This window comes from Pseudalkalibacillus decolorationis (assembly GCF_024609785.1).
Lineage (GTDB): Bacteria > Bacillota > Bacilli > Bacillales > Fictibacillaceae > Pseudalkalibacillus > Pseudalkalibacillus decolorationis.
Window position 1 is genome coordinate 107,225 of sequence record NZ_JANHJQ010000001.1, and the last position, 15,347, is coordinate 122,571.

The following is a 15,347-nucleotide window of genomic DNA, read 5'->3' on the forward strand; positions in this document are numbered from 1 at the left end:
ATTTTTAAACATATCCAAAAGACAATTCTACCTACTATAGCACTTGAATGAAGAAATAAATAATCATTCCAACCTGAATGATAAATTTAACGGCTGTCCCACCAATAAAACCTAGCAGTGAGCCTATTCCCACCCTAATGGATTGTTTCAGGTTCCCCTTTTGATGAATCGCTTCACCAAGTACTGCGCCAATAAATGGGCCAATAAGAATACCAATTATCGGTATGACAAAAGGACCTACAATCAGTCCGATTGTGCTCCCCCATATTGCATATTTACTACCACCGCGTTTACTTACTCCAAAATAATTACTTGCATAGTCCGTTGCATAAAGTAATAGAACAAGTATCCCCTGTATAATCCAGAACAGAATTGTGAGATCTTCAAAGCTTTCTAACCATCCATAGACAAGAAATCCACCGACTAAAAAAAGAGAAGCCGGTAAAACCGGATATATAAGCCCTATAAAGGACAATAAAAATAATAATCCGACTACCAGCCATGTAATAAGTTCCATTTATTCTTCTTCTCCTAATACATATTCAGCAATATTCACTGCATGGTCGCCGATACGTTCAAGGTTACTTAGAATATCAACGAATACGATCCCTGAAGCTCCACTGCATTTCCCTTCATTTAAGCGACGAATGTGCTGCTTACGAAGTGTACGTTCCATTTTATCGATGGCGTCTTCCATTTCTACAACCTTTTGTGCCTTCTCTTTATCATCATGTTCCATCGCCAAAAATGCTTCATTAATCGTAGACATCGTTAACTGGAACATTTCTTCTAGATCTTTAAAGGCTTTATCTGAGATAACAACTTTATGTGTTAATTGATACTCGATTAGTTCAATGATATTTTCCATATGATCGCCAATACGCTCAATATCACGCACAGCATCCATTAATATGGAGTGTTGCTCAGAATCATGATTCGTCAGAGTATAAGATGAAAGTTTCACTAAATATTCCGTTATACGCTGATCCAAGTTGTTGATGGCTTCTTCGTACTGATAAGACTTTTCAGCATTACGCTTATCTTTCGTTTCGAGATATTTAAATGCCTCTGTTAGTCCTTGCTTTGCAAAATCTGCCATACGCAATACTTCGAGTTTAGCTTGTCCTATAGCGACTGCAGGAGACCGTTCAAGGAAGATTGGATCAAGATGTTTTGCCTTGTGGTCGATTGTACTGTCTTCTCCTGGAATAATTTTTGTCACAAGGAATGCTAAGAATCCGATAAACCAGAATTGTATAAGTGTATTTGTAATGTTAAACGTTCCGTGTGCATACGCAATTTGCATCTTCGGATCTAAATTTAGCGTGGATGTTAAAAATTCTACAAAGTGTGTAAATGGAACGAGAAGTATTAAGAAGATTGTCGTTCCAATCAAGTTAAAGATCACGTGTGTCAGAGCAGTTCTTCTAGCAGCAATACTTGCTCCAATTGAAGCTAGTACGGCTGTAATCGTTGTTCCAATATTATCACCGAATAAAACTGGGAGAGCAGCATCCAATTGGATGGTTCCCTGTGCATATAATTCCTGAAGGATACCGATTGTAGCACTTGAGCTTTGAACAATTACCGTAAATAACGTACCAACGACTACACCGAGAATTGGATTGTCACTCATTGATGCTGTAAGATCACGAAATGCCTCAAGTGTTCGTAAAGGTCTCATTCCGTCACCCATTAGTTCCATACCATAAAATAATGCACCAAATCCAAAAATAATTTGTCCGATGTTTTTAACTTTCTTAGAACTAAAGAAAAAGATTAACAGTGTTCCAGCTGCCACGATTGGTAATGAATACGCACCTAGATCGATTCCGATAATGAAAGCTGTAACCGTTGTACCAATGTTCGCTCCCATTACAACCCCAATGGCCTGACGGAGTGTCATAAATCCAGCGTTTACAAGCCCTACAGTCAACACAGTCGTACCTGAACTTGACTGGATTAAAATAGTAACAATCATCCCGGCAAGTACACCCATAAACGGATTGGATGTAAACCGGTCCAAAATATCTCTCAGACGATCGCCTGCAGCATTTTGGAGTCCGTCACCCATGTACTTGATCCCAAATAAGAAAATACCGAGACCACCGAGAAACTCAAATATCATTTGCTGAATGTTGAGATCCAAGAATTTTCAACTCCCACGCATTATTTTCGACAGAATTTGCCCCATTAATTATTAACTATTTATAAATTGTTTGTAAAGGGATATACGATAATTTAATACTTTTTTATTTAAGTAAGTAACTTTTTACCGTGTTCATCGTAATTTAACTTGTCCGTATCTAGTGACAAAGATACAATGGCTTTAGAAGAGGGGGATTATATGAACATTTTTAAACAGTTTGCAGTTAGCTTATATTCGCCTAAGTTAATGGCGATGTTTCGATTCCAAAAGATCGGCAAGACCATTGGATACATATTTGTAATGATGTTAATAGCCTATATATTCATCGGTATAAATATAGCTTTACTGATCTCGAATGGGGTGAATCAGTTTGATCAGGCTGTTAACGAAGGACTTCCAGACTTTCAATTAGCGAATGGGGAATTGACATCACCAATTGAAGAGCCGATTATCCGTGAAAATTCCTTACAAACCTTTATCTTTGATACAACTGGTGCAGTCACACGTGACGACCTAGAACAATATGGCGAAACAGTTGCATTTTTAGACGATCGTGTCATTATAAAATCCGGTGGAACAGTCGATGAGTTAAAATATAGTATGTTCAAGGATCTAAATTTAACAAAATCGGATGTCATGGGCTTTCTTGATAAGTTAAAGGCTTTCTTGCCTTTTATTATTGCCTTTGCAATTATACTAGCCTACATTTTTGCAACAGCTCTAAAGTTTATTGGTGTTAGTGTACTCGCACTAATTGGGTTAGTAATTAAGAGTATCACGAAACGAAACCTTTCATACAGACAGCTTTGGATCCTTTCCGCTTATGCTGCAACCTTACCGACGATTTTCTTTGCGATCATGGACGCACTAACAATTGTCGTAACTGGTCAGTTCTGGATCTACTGGTTTGTAGCCACAGTTATGCTGACATTGGTTGTTCAAAAAGTACCCTTACCGAAAAAGAAGGTAACAGAATAAATGTATTAGAGGTTGTTCAAAAAGTCCGGTAAAAATAGCTGTCGAATTTCTTCGTTCCTTGGAAAAGGAGTACGCTTTTCCGGCGTGCGAGGCTTCGCTTCCGTAGAATATTCTTGTGCTCGGTCTCTTCGGACTTGCACACGGACGTGCTGACTTCGACGTTTTCACAGGACGTGAAGTAGTTAGTCGAAGTTCCATATGTACCTGCGTCTACAAGCGCATTCTTGGATGTAAGCTTCCTCGGTACAACTCGTAGTGTTTATGCAAGTACCGCTCGTCGTTCCGGTCCTCGAGACTTTTCGCGCCTCGAACTTCTCGGCTCTTTTTATCCTCCTTTTTGAACACGCACTATTAGAAGAAACCGATCCGTTGATAATATGGATCGGTTTCTTTGCATGTTGTAGAGTGCTGCCCTATTTTCAAAACTTATTTAAATAAATTTTTGATTGCTTCGATAATTGCAATAAAGAAATCTAAAATACTTTGGATAAAACCTTGCGTCTCTTCTTTATTTAAAAACTCACTTAAGTTATTCCGAACATTTTGAAGATCGGATTGGACCTGATCCCAATCGATATTCAAGTCCTTCATCTTATTAAATAAAGACACAAGTCCATTCAATTCTTCCTCAGTTAATGTGATTCCTACTTCTTCTGCAACCCGTTTAATAAGTGCACGAAGGTCTGCTTCTGTTTCTACCGGATTATCAGCAAGCTCAGACTTTATCTTAGTCATTAGCTCTGTAGCTTTGTCAGCTCCAACCCGGTCCCCTAATTTAACCGTTTTTACCATTTCCTCATTCGCTACTTGCTTTTTTTCTTCCGGGATTTCAATATCTGTTGTTACTTCATACGCTTTTAGTATTCCTGTCAGCCCTGCTGTTCCTGAAACTTCGAACGGAGCGGTTACATAGACGTCTGCATCCCTCACCCCGGCTGTTGTTAATGCATTCGCATACATTTCTTCTGTGATCCAATTAATATTATTCGTCTTTACATTTAATCCGGCACCCTCTTCAGCAATTGTGATCTTTGTTGAAGATATTGCCCGAGTACCAATTTGGGCTTTGGATATATAATCACCGAGATATTGATGCTCTTCCTCATTGGTCACAGTAATTGCTTGAACGTCTTTAGGTACATCCATCTCCTCGAGTAATTGTTGCTTTTGTTCTTCAGAAAGATCTTGCCCCAAGGTTACAATCACATCGCCAGGAGCAGCATCTGCAAGGGCTACTGCAGGTATCATACAAAAAGCCAAAATCGTTGCAATCATCCATTTTTTAAGTCGCATGTTATTAATTCCCCTTTGTAAAAGAATGGCTTATGCCTTTTCGAACGTGCACTATACCATACGTTTGCTTGTTGATTTTTTGTACGTGCTTTCCTTATTTTACTAGATTATCCGTAGATTGAACATACTTAATCTTTCCGCATAAATGGAGTGGACAAGCATATATATGTAGTAGGCCATATAAATGGGATGTGAAATTATGAAGAAATTAATAATTGGAACGCTACTATTTCTATTAGTATATAGCATCTACTTCGATTTGAAGGTAGGTACACTTCCGACAGCAACAACCATTAAGGCTATTGAGACTCCAGTAGCAGAAGCAAGGAATAAATCCCTCAATCCATATAAAACGGTCACCGTTCAGCCTGGTGAGACTGTTCTAACGATTTTAGAACGGATCCATACTGGCAATATGCCTGTTTCAATAAACAAGGCTGTCGAGGATTTTGAAGCATTGAATAACAGCATTTCAGCACATGCCATACAGGCAAATGAGTCGTATCGTTTTCCTCTTTATCGGTAAAGGCATCCTTTCCTTGCCAAATCCATCCTCTAATTGCTAAAATGAAGTCGATACACATCGAAGGAAACGTCCTTAAAGGGGAGCGATAATATATGAGTGAAGTTACTCACCGTACAAAAACACGTCCAATTAAGGTTGGAAATTTAACCATTGGTGGTAACAATGAAGTTGTAGTTCAGAGTATGACCACAACAAAGACACATAATGTTGAAGCAACTGTAAACGAAATTCACAGACTTGAAGAAGCAGGCTGTCAAATCGTCCGTGTAGCATGTCCAGATATGAGAGATGCAGAAGCGATTTCAGAAATAAAAAAACAAATCAACATTCCACTTGTCGTTGATATCCACTTTGATTATAAGCTTGCTTTAAAAGCGATTGAAGGCGGAGCGGACAAGATCCGAATTAACCCAGGCAATATCGGACGGAAAGAAAAAGTCGAAGCCGTGGTAAAAGCTGCTAAAGAAAAGGGGATTCCGATTCGTATAGGGGTAAACGCTGGATCACTTGAAAAGAAATTTTTAGAGAAATATGGATACCCAACAGCCGACGGGATGGTCGAGAGCGCTCTAAGTCATATCAAAATTTTAGAAGACCTAGATTTCCATGATATTATTGTTTCGATGAAAGCGTCAGATGTACATTTAGCAATTGAGGCTTATGAAAAAGCATCCAAAGCTTTTGATTATCCATTACACTTAGGTATAACTGAGTCAGGAACTCTATTTGCAGGAACGGTAAAGAGTGCCGCCGGTCTTGGGGTCATTCTTAACAAAGGAATCGGTAACACGGTCCGTATTTCTTTAAGTGCAGACCCTGTTGAAGAGGTCAAGGTAGCAAGAGAACTTCTTAAGACATTTGGCCTTGCGTCGAATGCTGCGACATTGATTTCTTGTCCAACGTGTGGCCGAATTGAAATAGATCTCATTTCGATTGCAAATGAAGTAGAAGAATATATTTCAAAAATCAAAGCGCCCCTTAAAGTTGCTGTACTCGGGTGTGCGGTTAACGGACCTGGAGAAGCTCGTGAAGCAGATATCGGTATAGCCGGTGCTCGGGGGGAAGGATTGTTATTCCGCCATGGTGAAATTATCCGTAAGATCCCAGAAGAAACGATGGTAGATGAGTTGAAAAAAGAAGTAGATAAGCTTGCAAAAGAATACCATGAAAAGAAAGCCAAAGAAGCAGAAACTGTTAATAAATGATCTGAATTAAAAACAGGGGCAGCATTCAGCTGCCCCTGTTTTCTCTAAAAGAATGGTGCAAAAATCAGGCTGATTACGATTGATGCAATCCCAAGTCCGATTGCCCAGCTCCCTAGGCTAGTTGCTCCTCTTCTTCGCGCAAAGAAACCAACAATGATCCCTGCTGCGCCCAATAAAACTGGGAGAAAGAATAAGGATACAATAGATAAAGCAATGGCAAAGATACCAATTCCTCTACCCTCTGTTGTATTTGCATCCTCAGTGCTCGTCTCCATACGATCATTCCGTTTATCCATAACACGTTCTTGCTCAGGAAGAGGGACAACTTCTGCTGCAGTTTCTTCCATAAAATCGCTCTCATTTTCTCGATGTTCTCCGTTTTCACGATTAAATCGATTATTATCCACTGGAAATCCCTCTCTTTCATTAAAAAATGGAGGAGCCTTCTTATTATCCGTTGCTTCCCCCGCTTTATAATGACAAACATTGTTAAATGTCATAAATAAAAGAGGAAGGTCTGACTCACAAGGGATTCGACAACCTCCACAATAAACTGTAATTGTTGGAAGTTGTGTATTTCCGTTTTTGTGACAGATCCATCCTCTTCAAAACTTAATGCTTTGGTCGAAAAGTATGACAACAGGTTTGAGCCACGTCTTCAGCCTTATCTTTATGAGATGCCTCTCCTAACAAGTCTCCATCAGATGACATATTGTATTCCTCATTGGCATGTCCATCGATTTCAACAAGAATGGCGTCCGCATGACAATTATTCCCTTCAGCCCAATACGTACAGTTTGATACGTTACATTTAACAGTTGGCATAGCATTCTCCTCCTTACGGATAGAATGCCTCAAAATCACCCTTTCATTACAATCCCATGATACTGGAAATTGTTCACTAAGTTATAGCAGGCCTATTGACATTCGTTGCAATATCCATATATCTCGAATTTATGGTCCGTTATAGCAAAGTTTCCTACTTCTACTTCTGACATTGGACATGATTGAATTGAACGCGTCTTTCCACAATCTAAACAAATGACATGATGGTGATGACCAACTGTAGAACATGTAAACCTAAAATGCTTCTCTCCGTCTAATTCCGTATCTTCCAATATTCCTAATTCCGTAAAAACAGAAAGGTTACGGTAAATCGTGTCGAAACTTAAGCCTGGATAAGATGACTTCATGTGTTCGAGAACAGTTTTAGCTGATAGATATCTTCGCTCGTTAGCAAAAAGAGTTAACAACATCTCACGTTTATTTGTATATTTGAATCCGTTGTCTTTCAATATCGATAGTGCATCACTGATATTCATACATTTCCCTCCTTGTGCTTTCCATTGCGAAAAATGTAACGATTCTTTTTCCAAATGATGACGGAAACTAGGATTAATGCTGCAATTAAAACAATTGTCCCGCCTGGTGCAAGGTCAAAATAATACGACACGATTAAACCACCGATGACTGACATTTCCCCAAATCCAATTGAATAAAGGATCGCTTGCTTAAAGCCAGTGGCGATACGAATACTTGCAGCAACTGGTAATGTGATTAGCGCAGAAACGAGTAGAATTCCGACAATCCGCATGGAAGCTGCAATCACAAGAGCCACTAAAATCATAAATAAAAAATGGATAAATCTGGAGCGAATACCTGAGACATGGGCTTGCTCCTCGTCGAATGATAGCAGAAAAAGTTCTTTATAAAAAAGGAAAATCGCGATAACTACAACGATAAGAACGATAAATACCATCCAGACATCGGAAACGCCAACCGCAATTATGCTACCGAACAAGTAGTTAAACAAATCCGTATTAAATCCATTCGCCAGTGAAATGAAAACGACACTCAGTCCAATTCCAATCGATAAAATGATTGGGATCGCTAATTCCTGAAAATGCTTATATTCTATTCGGAGCTTTTCAATTAAAATCGATCCCGTTACTGAAAAAGCCATTCCGATATATACGGGGTTAAGTGTTTTGAACATAATAAATTGTTTGCTCAGCAATAAACTTGCTGCGATCCCAGCTAATGTAATATGAGAAAGTGCATCAGCGATTAACGCCTGCCTTCTCACAACAATAAAAACACCAAGTAAAGGAGCTAAAAACCCAATCATAATACCTACAATCGCAGCATTTCTTATAAAATCATATTGAATAAAATCCTGAATCATAACGTGCACTCCTAGTCTTTAATGCTGATGGTCAACCATATGAACAGCGTGTCCATAGAAGGAAGATAGGTTATCATTATCTAATCGCTGATAATCCGTTGTATAACCGTGAAAATGAAGCTGTTTGTTAAGGCAAGCAACATGCGTCACTAGGTTGGTAACAGGTCCTACATCATGAGTAACAAGAATTAATGTGATTCCATTTTCAACTTTTAACCGTTTCAAAAGTTCGTAAAAGTCCTGTACTGATGAAGCATCCACACCTACTGTAGGTTCATCTAAAATAAGAAGTTCTGGGTCACTGACAAGAGATCTTGCAATGAAAGCGCGTTGCTGCTGTCCCCCCGACAGTTCTCCAATATTGTGGTGTGTATATGCCTTTAACCCAACGGTTTCAATAGCTTCATGCACTCGTTCCTTATGATGTCGTTTCAAAAACCGGAACATACCTACCTTTCCAAATAGCCCCATAGAAACAACCTCAAAAACAGTGGCAGGAAAACCGCTATTAAAGCTATTTGCTTTTTGTGAAATATATCCAACTTTACTCCATTGTTTAAAATTCTTGCGGGCGTGACCAAACAAGTTAATTTCTCCATCTTGCATAGGCAGTAAACCTAAAGTCAATTTTATTAAAGTAGATTTTCCAGAGCCATTCGGTCCGAGAAGAGCCAAGAAAGAGCCTTCTGGAACATCGAAGTTAATATGTTCAAGTACCTTCCGATCATTATATCGAAAGGATACGTCTTTAACCGATACAATGGGTGTGTTCATCCTGTCCCCTCTTTTCTAATATTAAGAATGGTTCCGATTTACTGTATCAAGTATACCGAATCTGTACATTTTGTAAAGTATATTGACTACAGATATACCATGTAGACTTGAAACTCTTACAAAATAGTCTATAATAAACAATCGTGGTGGATGTTTAAGCCATGGGTGGGAGAGGGTTAAGGTTTATAAGAGAGGAAACATATGAAAAAGCGGATTGAATCGTGGTTTCGTTTACCTGAACATAAGACAACTCTTCAGAAAGAGTTGCTTGCTGGTATTACGTCGTTTTTCACGATTAGCTACATTATTGTTGTCAATCCTTTAATTCTTGCTGATGCGGGCATTCCCTATTACGGTGCACTTATTGCAACCATTCTGGTAACTGTATTATCGTGTTTGTTCATTGGTCTTTATGCCAATGCGCCAATTATCCTTTCCCCTGGTATGGGAGTCAATGCTTTCTTTACGTATACAATTGTAGATGGGATGGGATTAACCTGGCAGGAAGGCTTAGGTGCGGTTGTTATGGCTGGCTTACTATTCTGTATTGCCGCATTGACACCAATTAAGTCAATCTTATCACGCTCAATTCCCGAGTCTTTAAAGCATGGGATCACTGTTGGTATTGGATTATTTCTCGCATTTATCGGCTTGCAAAAAGGCGGAATTGTAGAGAAAAGCCCTGATACCTTCGTCAAGCTTGGTGATTTAAGCGAGCCTACAACACTTTTAACACTAGCCGGCTTTGTACTTTGCCTTACCTTTTTCGTTAAGAAGATTAAAGGTGGATTTGTAATTTCAGTCCTGCTCATATCGTTAACATCATTTGTCCTTGGGCTTACACCTAAAAGTCCTGAAGCAGTAAATGGTTCTGCATTTATATGGTTGAATGCGGATTTAACTGGTTGGATAACAGCAGATTTCTGGATTGCCTCGTTTTCTTTAGCTCTAATTTTGATTGTTGAAAACATGGGCTTACTGCACGGTATGTTACCTGATCGGAAAAAGTTTGATCGATCTTTTCAAGCAAGTGCCTTTTCCAGTGTGATTTCAGGTCTATTTGGGACGAGTCCTTCAATCTCTACAGCCGAAAGTGCCTCTGGAATTGCTGAAGGTGGACGAACTGGTATTACCGCCATTACATGTGGTTTGTTATTTCTAGTATCACTTTTCGCAATCCCTCTACTTGTCGGGATTCCTGATGCTGCCATCGCACCAATCCTGATCATAATCGGTGGTGTAATGATGCAGTCGATTCAACACATTCCACTAGAGGATTTTACGGAAAGCTTCCCGGCATTCTTAATTATCGCTCTAATCCCATTAACCTATAGTATCGTTGATGGGCTAGCATTCGGATTTATCGTTTATCCGATTATCAAAATAGCTGTTGGCCAATTCAAACAAATTCCTAGAACGATGTATGTAATGGCTTCACTATTTATTTTAAACTTTGTATTTCACTTTTATATATAGAGAAAAGCGGAAGCGACCTGTTCAGGTGTGACCAGCGCTGGAGATTCTGTAACACAACACGCCCTTTGTGTTTGTGGAAGAATCGAAGCGACCTCGAACACCTGGGCGCTGGAGCTAGACATCATGGAAAAGCGGAAGCGCCCTGTTCAGGTGTGACCAGCGCTGGAGATTCTGTAACACAACACGCTTTTGGTGTTTGTGGAAGAATTGAAGCGACCTCGAACACCTGGGCGCTAGAGCTAGACATCACATCGTCTTTGAAAAAGGGCTGCCTTGAGAGAAGTGTTAATCATTACTCTCATAGGTCAGCCCTTTTCATATTTAGAAGGTTTATTCTCCGTTAATTAACGGCAAGCGGAATCGAACTTTCGTGCCTTTTCCAGGTTCGCTGATAATTGAAAATGTTCCTCCATGTTCTTCAATGATCTTCTTACATAAAGGTATACCAATGCCTGTTCCTCTATCCTTCGTTGTGAAGAAAGGCTTTCCGAGCTGTTCAAGTACCTCTTCGGACATCCCAGGTCCATGGTCAATAAAGCTAACCTCGTAATAGCCGTTCCGCTTTTTCCCGGATAAACGAATATATCGATGTTCCTTCTTTTCTCCATATGCCTCGATGGAGTTCCGCAATAAATTGAGAACAACCTGTTTGATCATGGATTCGTTGACCATTGCATGTTGTGAAGACTCATCAAAGTAATATTTAAAAACCAAATTATGCAAAAGGCATTCTGATTGTATAATATGAACGAGTGAACGGATGATTAAATCTGGACGTTGCTGTTGCTTATGAATTTTCTTGCGTGATACGGATAAGAAGTCTTCTATAATCTCGTTCATTCTTGAAAGCTCTGAAATCACCGTATCATAGTATTTACTAAAGTCATTCGAAACGGTTGAAAGCTGAATGAAACCCTGAATAACAGACAATGGGTTTCTCAGTTCATGTGCAACCCCTGCTGCTAGATGCGATACAGATTCCATTTGCTTTTTGTACATTAATAAATTTTCAAACCTTTGTTGGTGAGAGCGATCATAAAGTACGAATCGAACACTTTTATCCATTTCAAAAAACATACCTTTTACTTGATACAAGGAGTCATCCCCATAATAAAAACGCTCATTCACTATTTTTGTGTTTCTTATTTCTCGTGTCATCTGTTTCATATGTATCAACAAAGAATGGTCGTTCTCCAACTGTAATAAACTCTTACCGATCAATTGTTCAGTTGAATCTATTTCTAAGAACATTTTCATACGTTCATTACAGCAGTCAATTACATTATCAGCATCCACCGTTAGAATTCCTATTTCGAGTTCACGGAACATAAACTTTCGAAAGTCACACTCTTTTTCGTAGAGTGATTGATAGTCCATTTCCGTGATACCATTCTTTATCACTGGCGTTGTTTCTATTACTGTACCTAGAAGAACCACTTCATCTTGGAGGAGAGCACCTTTATACCTGACTGAAATTCGTTTGTCCCGAACATAGTGAGTCAAGGTTACATCAGAGCACTCATCCTCTGTTACTATCCTGATAAATTCATAGGCATTTTGCTGGTCTTCTTTATAGAAAAGGTCGTAAAAATTTACGTCATTTTCATTTAAAATAATGGATTTGGCATTATCATTCGCATCAACAATTATCCCATTGGCCCTTACCAGTAGGTATAACTCATCCATAAGTTCATGAGTGATTTTTTGTAAGGCTGCATAAGTGGTGTCAGACCGACAATCTAGCATAGCACGCCCCCACTTCTAAAGTTTGGTAACTCTTATTTTTTATTATACTAAATAAACTTTCCAATACCTAGTGAAACCGTTAATAAATTCCTAGACATAAATCGTCAGACTCTAAATTTTATTTGACACTTTCCTATAAAATTCGTTGAATATAAGAAAAGCGGAAGCGCCCTGGGTAGCCCCGATGGTCACTGGAAGGCCAACGAGGAGGCTGTCGCCGCCACAGGAGGACTGAAGTGATCAAGGGGTTGGGCGCTGGAGCTAGACATTGTATCTATTCATCCGAATTTTATACTTTCTTAACGTGTAAATCCAAGCACAGAAAAAGAGCTTCTACATACATTATGCAAGAGGAGGGAACGACTATGAATCCTTTTCTACATCAAATGATCAATCACAAGCTCAACAACCTGTCAGCTGAGGAACTCATTGCAATGGCATCACAGTATAATATCCAAATCACGACAAGTCAGGCAAAACAAGTGATTCGAATCTTGCAACAAGAAAAGATCGATGTCGCTGATATTCAACAAAGAGAAAGGCTAATTCGCCAAATTGAAACGGTTGTTGGACCACAAGTGGCACAAACCGTCAAAAAAATGATTCTATCAATTCTCCGTTCGTAACATATATAACAAATGTTTAATATCCATAACAAAAGGATTGAATCTTCCAGGGGAGTTGTCCCTTTCTGATACAATCCTTATTTCTCTTGCCTACATTTTATACTTGTACAATTTTTCCGAGTAAATCTTCATCAAATGTTTTCTTTGAAAGCATCTCGATTTCATGGCGATAAGGTGGTTTTTTATTCTTCTTATCTTCTCCAACGTACGGCGTTTCAAGAATTTTAGGTATTTCTGCTAATTGAGGATGATGAACAATGTAGTTCAGAGCTTCAAACCCAATTTTTCCAAATCCAATGTTCTCATGACGGTCTTTACCAGCACCACGCTCGTTCTTACTATCATTAATGTGAAGAACTTTAAGCCTGTCAATACCGATAATCTTATCGAACTCTTCAAGCACACCATCAAAATTATTTACAATATCATAGCCTGCATCGTGCGTATGGCACGTATCAAAACAGATTGAAAGCCTTTCATTATGTGTCACACCGTCAATAATTGCAGCAAGCTCTTCAAAGGATCTCCCGCACTCAGATCCTTTACCAGCCATTGTTTCTAAGGCGATTTGTACATTTTGATCTTTCATAATCACTTCATTAAGGCCTTCAATAATTTTCTGAATTCCAGCTTCAGTGCCTGCTCCAACGTGAGCTCCAGGATGAAGGACAATCTGTTTTCCCCCAAGTGCATTTGTACGTTCGATTTCAGAGCGAAGAAAATCAACACCTAGTTGGAATGTTTGTGGCTTGGTCGTATTTCCAATGTTGATAATATAAGGGGCATGAACAACAATATCGTTAATCCCATTCTCTTTCATGTGAGTCTGGCCGTTTTCAATATTCAGTTCTTCAATTGCCTTTCGCCTTGTATTTTGGGGAGCACCAGTGTAGACCATAAATGTACTGGCTCCATACGAAGCAGCCTCTTCACTTGCTCCTAGTAACATCTTTTTTCCACTCATCGATACATGTGAACCTATTTTCATCACTTGCTTCCCCCTCATACGTCTATTTTCTCTTATGTCTATTGAAGCGCTTTTGCTGTTCCTGATACTTCTTTTTATAACCTGGCTTTACCTTTTTAGGTTTAGGAATAGAAACGCTATCTTTTTCCTTTGTTGTTCGTTTGATTCGAGCTTTTTGAAGTTTAACTTCAGTCCACTCACCATTCTTCAATTCACGATGCTCAAAAGAAATCCCCTTTTTTTTGAGCCTTTCCAGTTTATCAAGATCTTCCCGTTCATACAACACCGCTGCAATTCCAGTCATACCTGCTCTTCCAGTCCTGCCAGATCGATGAATGTAATAATCCAAATCAGTAGGAATTTGATAGTGTATGACATGACTGACACCCTTAACATCGATACCTCGCGCAGCAAGATCCGTTGCAACCAAGTACTGACACTCTGCATTATTTACTCGTTTCATGACATGTTTTCTTGTTCTAGGAGGCAAATCGCCATGTAAACGATCTACATTCAACCCGGCACTTTCCAAAGCGTCTGCAACCTCATCTGCGTCCTTTTTGGTATTGGTAAAGATTATCGCCAAATAAGGGTTAAAACTCTTCGCAACTTCGATTGTAAGCTGAATACGGTCCTTGTTCCGAATAGGAATTGCATAATGTTCGATTTCTATAGGTGTCGCATCTTCTGGTTGAACATGAACATGCTTAGGATTATTCATATACTTTTTTAGAAAAGGTTCAAGGTTTGAAGGAACCGTTGCTGAGAAAACCATCATTTGGAGTTCGTGAGCCATTCTTGATGCTACCTGATCTACGTCTTCGATAAAACCCATGTCTAGCATTTGATCCGCTTCATCAACAACTAGCATCGTTGCATGAAAGATCGAAATACCTTCTTCGACAACGACATCCTTGATCCTTCCAGGTGTTCCGATAATCAAATGTGGTACATGTTTTAATTGATCGACCATTCGTTTACGATCAGTTCCACCTACCACTGTTTTTACTTGTATCGATTGTTCCTTGTCCTGGAACTCAAGCAGTTTCATTGCTTCATCATATACTTGACGCGCCAATTCACGAGTTGGCGCTGTTATTACCGCTTGGACTTTTTTTTGCGTTGGATCGATTCGCTGCAGGATCGGCAAAAGAAAGGCAAAAGTCTTACCAGAACCTGTTTGCGATTGACCGATAACATCTTGGCCTTTTAATATGCTTGGAATCAAGCGTTCTTGAATATCGGTTGGACGTTCAAAACGTTGTTCTCTTATCGATTGAAATAGGAATGGCTTTAAATTAAACCTTTGTTCAAATATATTATTTTCCATCATTTCTCACCTTCGTTTGTCAATTCGTACTCATTTTAAATGTAAGTTTAGCCTCTTACGTATTATAGAGGAAACCATTAAAATAAGCCAAT

Annotated in this window: 16 protein-coding genes; 5 read left to right on the forward strand and 11 right to left on the reverse strand. The window is 39.2% G+C overall.

Annotated features, from left to right (window positions below):
* Positions 1-34: 34 nt before the first annotated feature.
* Both NON16_RS00520 and NON16_RS00525 read right to left on the reverse strand, forming a co-directional pair.
* A complete protein-coding gene (locus tag NON16_RS00520) occupies positions 35-517 on the reverse strand; it encodes a DUF456 domain-containing protein (protein WP_257345961.1) in 483 nt (160 codons plus the stop codon).
* Complete coding sequence (locus tag NON16_RS00525; RefSeq protein WP_257345964.1) at positions 518-2,149, reverse strand: Na/Pi cotransporter family protein; 1,632 nt, start codon at positions 2,147-2,149, stop codon at positions 518-520.
* A 198-nt stretch (positions 2,150-2,347) separates the two neighbouring features.
* On the opposite strand from NON16_RS00525, the gene NON16_RS00530 reads away from it, so the two are divergent.
* Positions 2,348-3,127 carry a DUF1189 domain-containing protein gene (locus NON16_RS00530; RefSeq protein ID WP_257345967.1) on the forward strand — a complete coding sequence of 260 codons (780 nt, stop codon included), beginning with the start codon at positions 2,348-2,350 and terminating at the stop codon, positions 3,125-3,127.
* A 426-nt stretch (positions 3,128-3,553) separates the two neighbouring features.
* Here NON16_RS00530 and NON16_RS00535 read toward each other — a convergent pair whose 3' ends face one another.
* Positions 3,554-4,420, reverse strand: a complete 867-nt coding sequence (locus NON16_RS00535) for a DUF1002 domain-containing protein (protein WP_257345970.1) — start codon at positions 4,418-4,420, stop codon at positions 3,554-3,556.
* Between the two features lie 199 nt (positions 4,421-4,619).
* On the opposite strand from NON16_RS00535, the gene NON16_RS00540 reads away from it, so the two are divergent.
* Positions 4,620-4,946 carry a hypothetical protein gene (locus tag NON16_RS00540; protein ID WP_257345973.1) on the forward strand — a complete coding sequence of 109 codons (327 nt, stop codon included), beginning with the start codon at positions 4,620-4,622 and terminating at the stop codon, positions 4,944-4,946.
* Between the two features lie 92 nt (positions 4,947-5,038).
* Positions 5,039-6,151 carry a flavodoxin-dependent (E)-4-hydroxy-3-methylbut-2-enyl-diphosphate synthase gene (gene ispG, locus NON16_RS00545; protein WP_257345976.1) on the forward strand — a complete coding sequence of 371 codons (1,113 nt, stop codon included), beginning with the start codon at positions 5,039-5,041 and terminating at the stop codon, positions 6,149-6,151.
* 44 nt (positions 6,152-6,195) lie between these two features.
* Here ispG and NON16_RS00550 read toward each other — a convergent pair whose 3' ends face one another.
* The 5 genes from NON16_RS00550 to NON16_RS00570 all read right to left on the reverse strand — a co-directional run bounded on the left by NON16_RS00550 (position 6,196) and on the right by NON16_RS00570 (position 9,110).
* Positions 6,196-6,498, reverse strand: coding sequence for a DUF4190 domain-containing protein (locus NON16_RS00550; RefSeq protein ID WP_372508718.1), 303 nt, complete (start codon positions 6,496-6,498; stop codon positions 6,196-6,198).
* 265 nt (positions 6,499-6,763) lie between these two features.
* Positions 6,764-6,976 (reverse strand): DUF1540 domain-containing protein, encoded by a 213-nt coding sequence (locus tag NON16_RS00555; protein ID WP_257345983.1) that lies wholly within the window; start codon positions 6,974-6,976, stop codon positions 6,764-6,766.
* Positions 6,977-7,068: 92 nt separating this feature from the next.
* Positions 7,069-7,473 (reverse strand): Fur family transcriptional regulator, encoded by a 405-nt coding sequence (locus tag NON16_RS00560; protein ID WP_257345985.1) that lies wholly within the window; start codon positions 7,471-7,473, stop codon positions 7,069-7,071.
* Positions 7,470-8,336, reverse strand: coding sequence for a metal ABC transporter permease (locus tag NON16_RS00565; protein ID WP_257345987.1), 867 nt, complete (start codon positions 8,334-8,336; stop codon positions 7,470-7,472). The genes NON16_RS00560 and NON16_RS00565 overlap by 4 nt, the downstream gene beginning before the upstream one ends.
* A gap of 18 nt (positions 8,337-8,354) precedes the next feature.
* Positions 8,355-9,110: a metal ABC transporter ATP-binding protein gene (locus NON16_RS00570; RefSeq protein ID WP_257345990.1), complete on the reverse strand. Its 756-nt coding sequence runs from the start codon at positions 9,108-9,110 to the stop codon at positions 8,355-8,357.
* Between the two features lie 201 nt (positions 9,111-9,311).
* On the opposite strand from NON16_RS00570, the gene NON16_RS00575 reads away from it, so the two are divergent.
* Positions 9,312-10,586, forward strand: coding sequence for an NCS2 family permease (locus NON16_RS00575; RefSeq protein WP_257345993.1), 1,275 nt, complete (start codon positions 9,312-9,314; stop codon positions 10,584-10,586).
* A gap of 330 nt (positions 10,587-10,916) precedes the next feature.
* On the opposite strand, the gene NON16_RS00580 is transcribed toward NON16_RS00575, so the two are convergent.
* Entirely contained in the window at positions 10,917-12,332 is a 1,416-nt protein-coding gene (locus NON16_RS00580) for a two-component system sensor histidine kinase NtrB (RefSeq protein ID WP_257345996.1), read from the reverse strand.
* Between the two features lie 365 nt (positions 12,333-12,697).
* Here NON16_RS00580 and NON16_RS00585 point away from each other — a divergent pair, with 365 nt between their 5' ends.
* On the forward strand, positions 12,698-12,958 hold the full coding sequence (locus tag NON16_RS00585; protein ID WP_257345998.1) for a DUF2624 family protein: 261 nt from the start codon (positions 12,698-12,700) through the stop codon (positions 12,956-12,958).
* 97 nt (positions 12,959-13,055) lie between these two features.
* Here the strand turns inward: NON16_RS00585 and NON16_RS00590 are convergent, their stop codons facing one another.
* Together NON16_RS00590 and NON16_RS00595 are read right to left on the reverse strand one after the other, a co-directional pair.
* Entirely contained in the window at positions 13,056-13,949 is an 894-nt protein-coding gene (locus NON16_RS00590; protein ID WP_257346000.1) for a deoxyribonuclease IV, read from the reverse strand.
* 19 nt (positions 13,950-13,968) lie between these two features.
* Positions 13,969-15,255 carry a DEAD/DEAH box helicase gene (locus tag NON16_RS00595; protein ID WP_257346001.1) on the reverse strand — a complete coding sequence of 429 codons (1,287 nt, stop codon included), beginning with the start codon at positions 15,253-15,255 and terminating at the stop codon, positions 13,969-13,971.
* Positions 15,256-15,347 lie beyond the last annotated feature (92 nt).

Excerpts from the sequence above, each read along its gene's own strand:
- NON16_RS00585 (WP_257345998.1), top strand. The coding sequence starts at position 12,698 with ATGAATCCTTTTCTACATCAAATGATCAATCACAAGCTCAACAACCTG.
- NON16_RS00550 (WP_372508718.1), bottom strand. The coding sequence starts at position 6,498 with ATGGAAGAAACTGCAGCAGAAGTTGTCCCTCTTCCTGAGCAAGAACGT.
- NON16_RS00530 (WP_257345967.1), top strand. The coding sequence starts at position 2,348 with ATGAACATTTTTAAACAGTTTGCAGTTAGCTTATATTCGCCTAAGTTA.
- NON16_RS00555 (WP_257345983.1), bottom strand. The coding sequence starts at position 6,976 with ATGCCAACTGTTAAATGTAACGTATCAAACTGTACGTATTGGGCTGAA.
- NON16_RS00575 (WP_257345993.1), top strand. The coding sequence starts at position 9,312 with ATGAAAAAGCGGATTGAATCGTGGTTTCGTTTACCTGAACATAAGACA.
- NON16_RS00580 (WP_257345996.1), bottom strand. The coding sequence starts at position 12,332 with ATGCTAGATTGTCGGTCTGACACCACTTATGCAGCCTTACAAAAAATC.
- NON16_RS00520 (WP_257345961.1), bottom strand. The coding sequence starts at position 517 with ATGGAACTTATTACATGGCTGGTAGTCGGATTATTATTTTTATTGTCC.
- NON16_RS00595 (WP_257346001.1), bottom strand. The coding sequence starts at position 15,255 with ATGGAAAATAATATATTTGAACAAAGGTTTAATTTAAAGCCATTCCTA.
- NON16_RS00570 (WP_257345990.1), bottom strand. The coding sequence starts at position 9,110 with ATGAACACACCCATTGTATCGGTTAAAGACGTATCCTTTCGATATAAT.
- NON16_RS00560 (WP_257345985.1), bottom strand. The coding sequence starts at position 7,473 with ATGAATATCAGTGATGCACTATCGATATTGAAAGACAACGGATTCAAA.
- NON16_RS00540 (WP_257345973.1), top strand. The coding sequence starts at position 4,620 with ATGAAGAAATTAATAATTGGAACGCTACTATTTCTATTAGTATATAGC.
- NON16_RS00535 (WP_257345970.1), bottom strand. The coding sequence starts at position 4,420 with ATGCGACTTAAAAAATGGATGATTGCAACGATTTTGGCTTTTTGTATG.
- NON16_RS00565 (WP_257345987.1), bottom strand. The coding sequence starts at position 8,336 with ATGATTCAGGATTTTATTCAATATGATTTTATAAGAAATGCTGCGATT.
- ispG (WP_257345976.1), top strand. The coding sequence starts at position 5,039 with ATGAGTGAAGTTACTCACCGTACAAAAACACGTCCAATTAAGGTTGGA.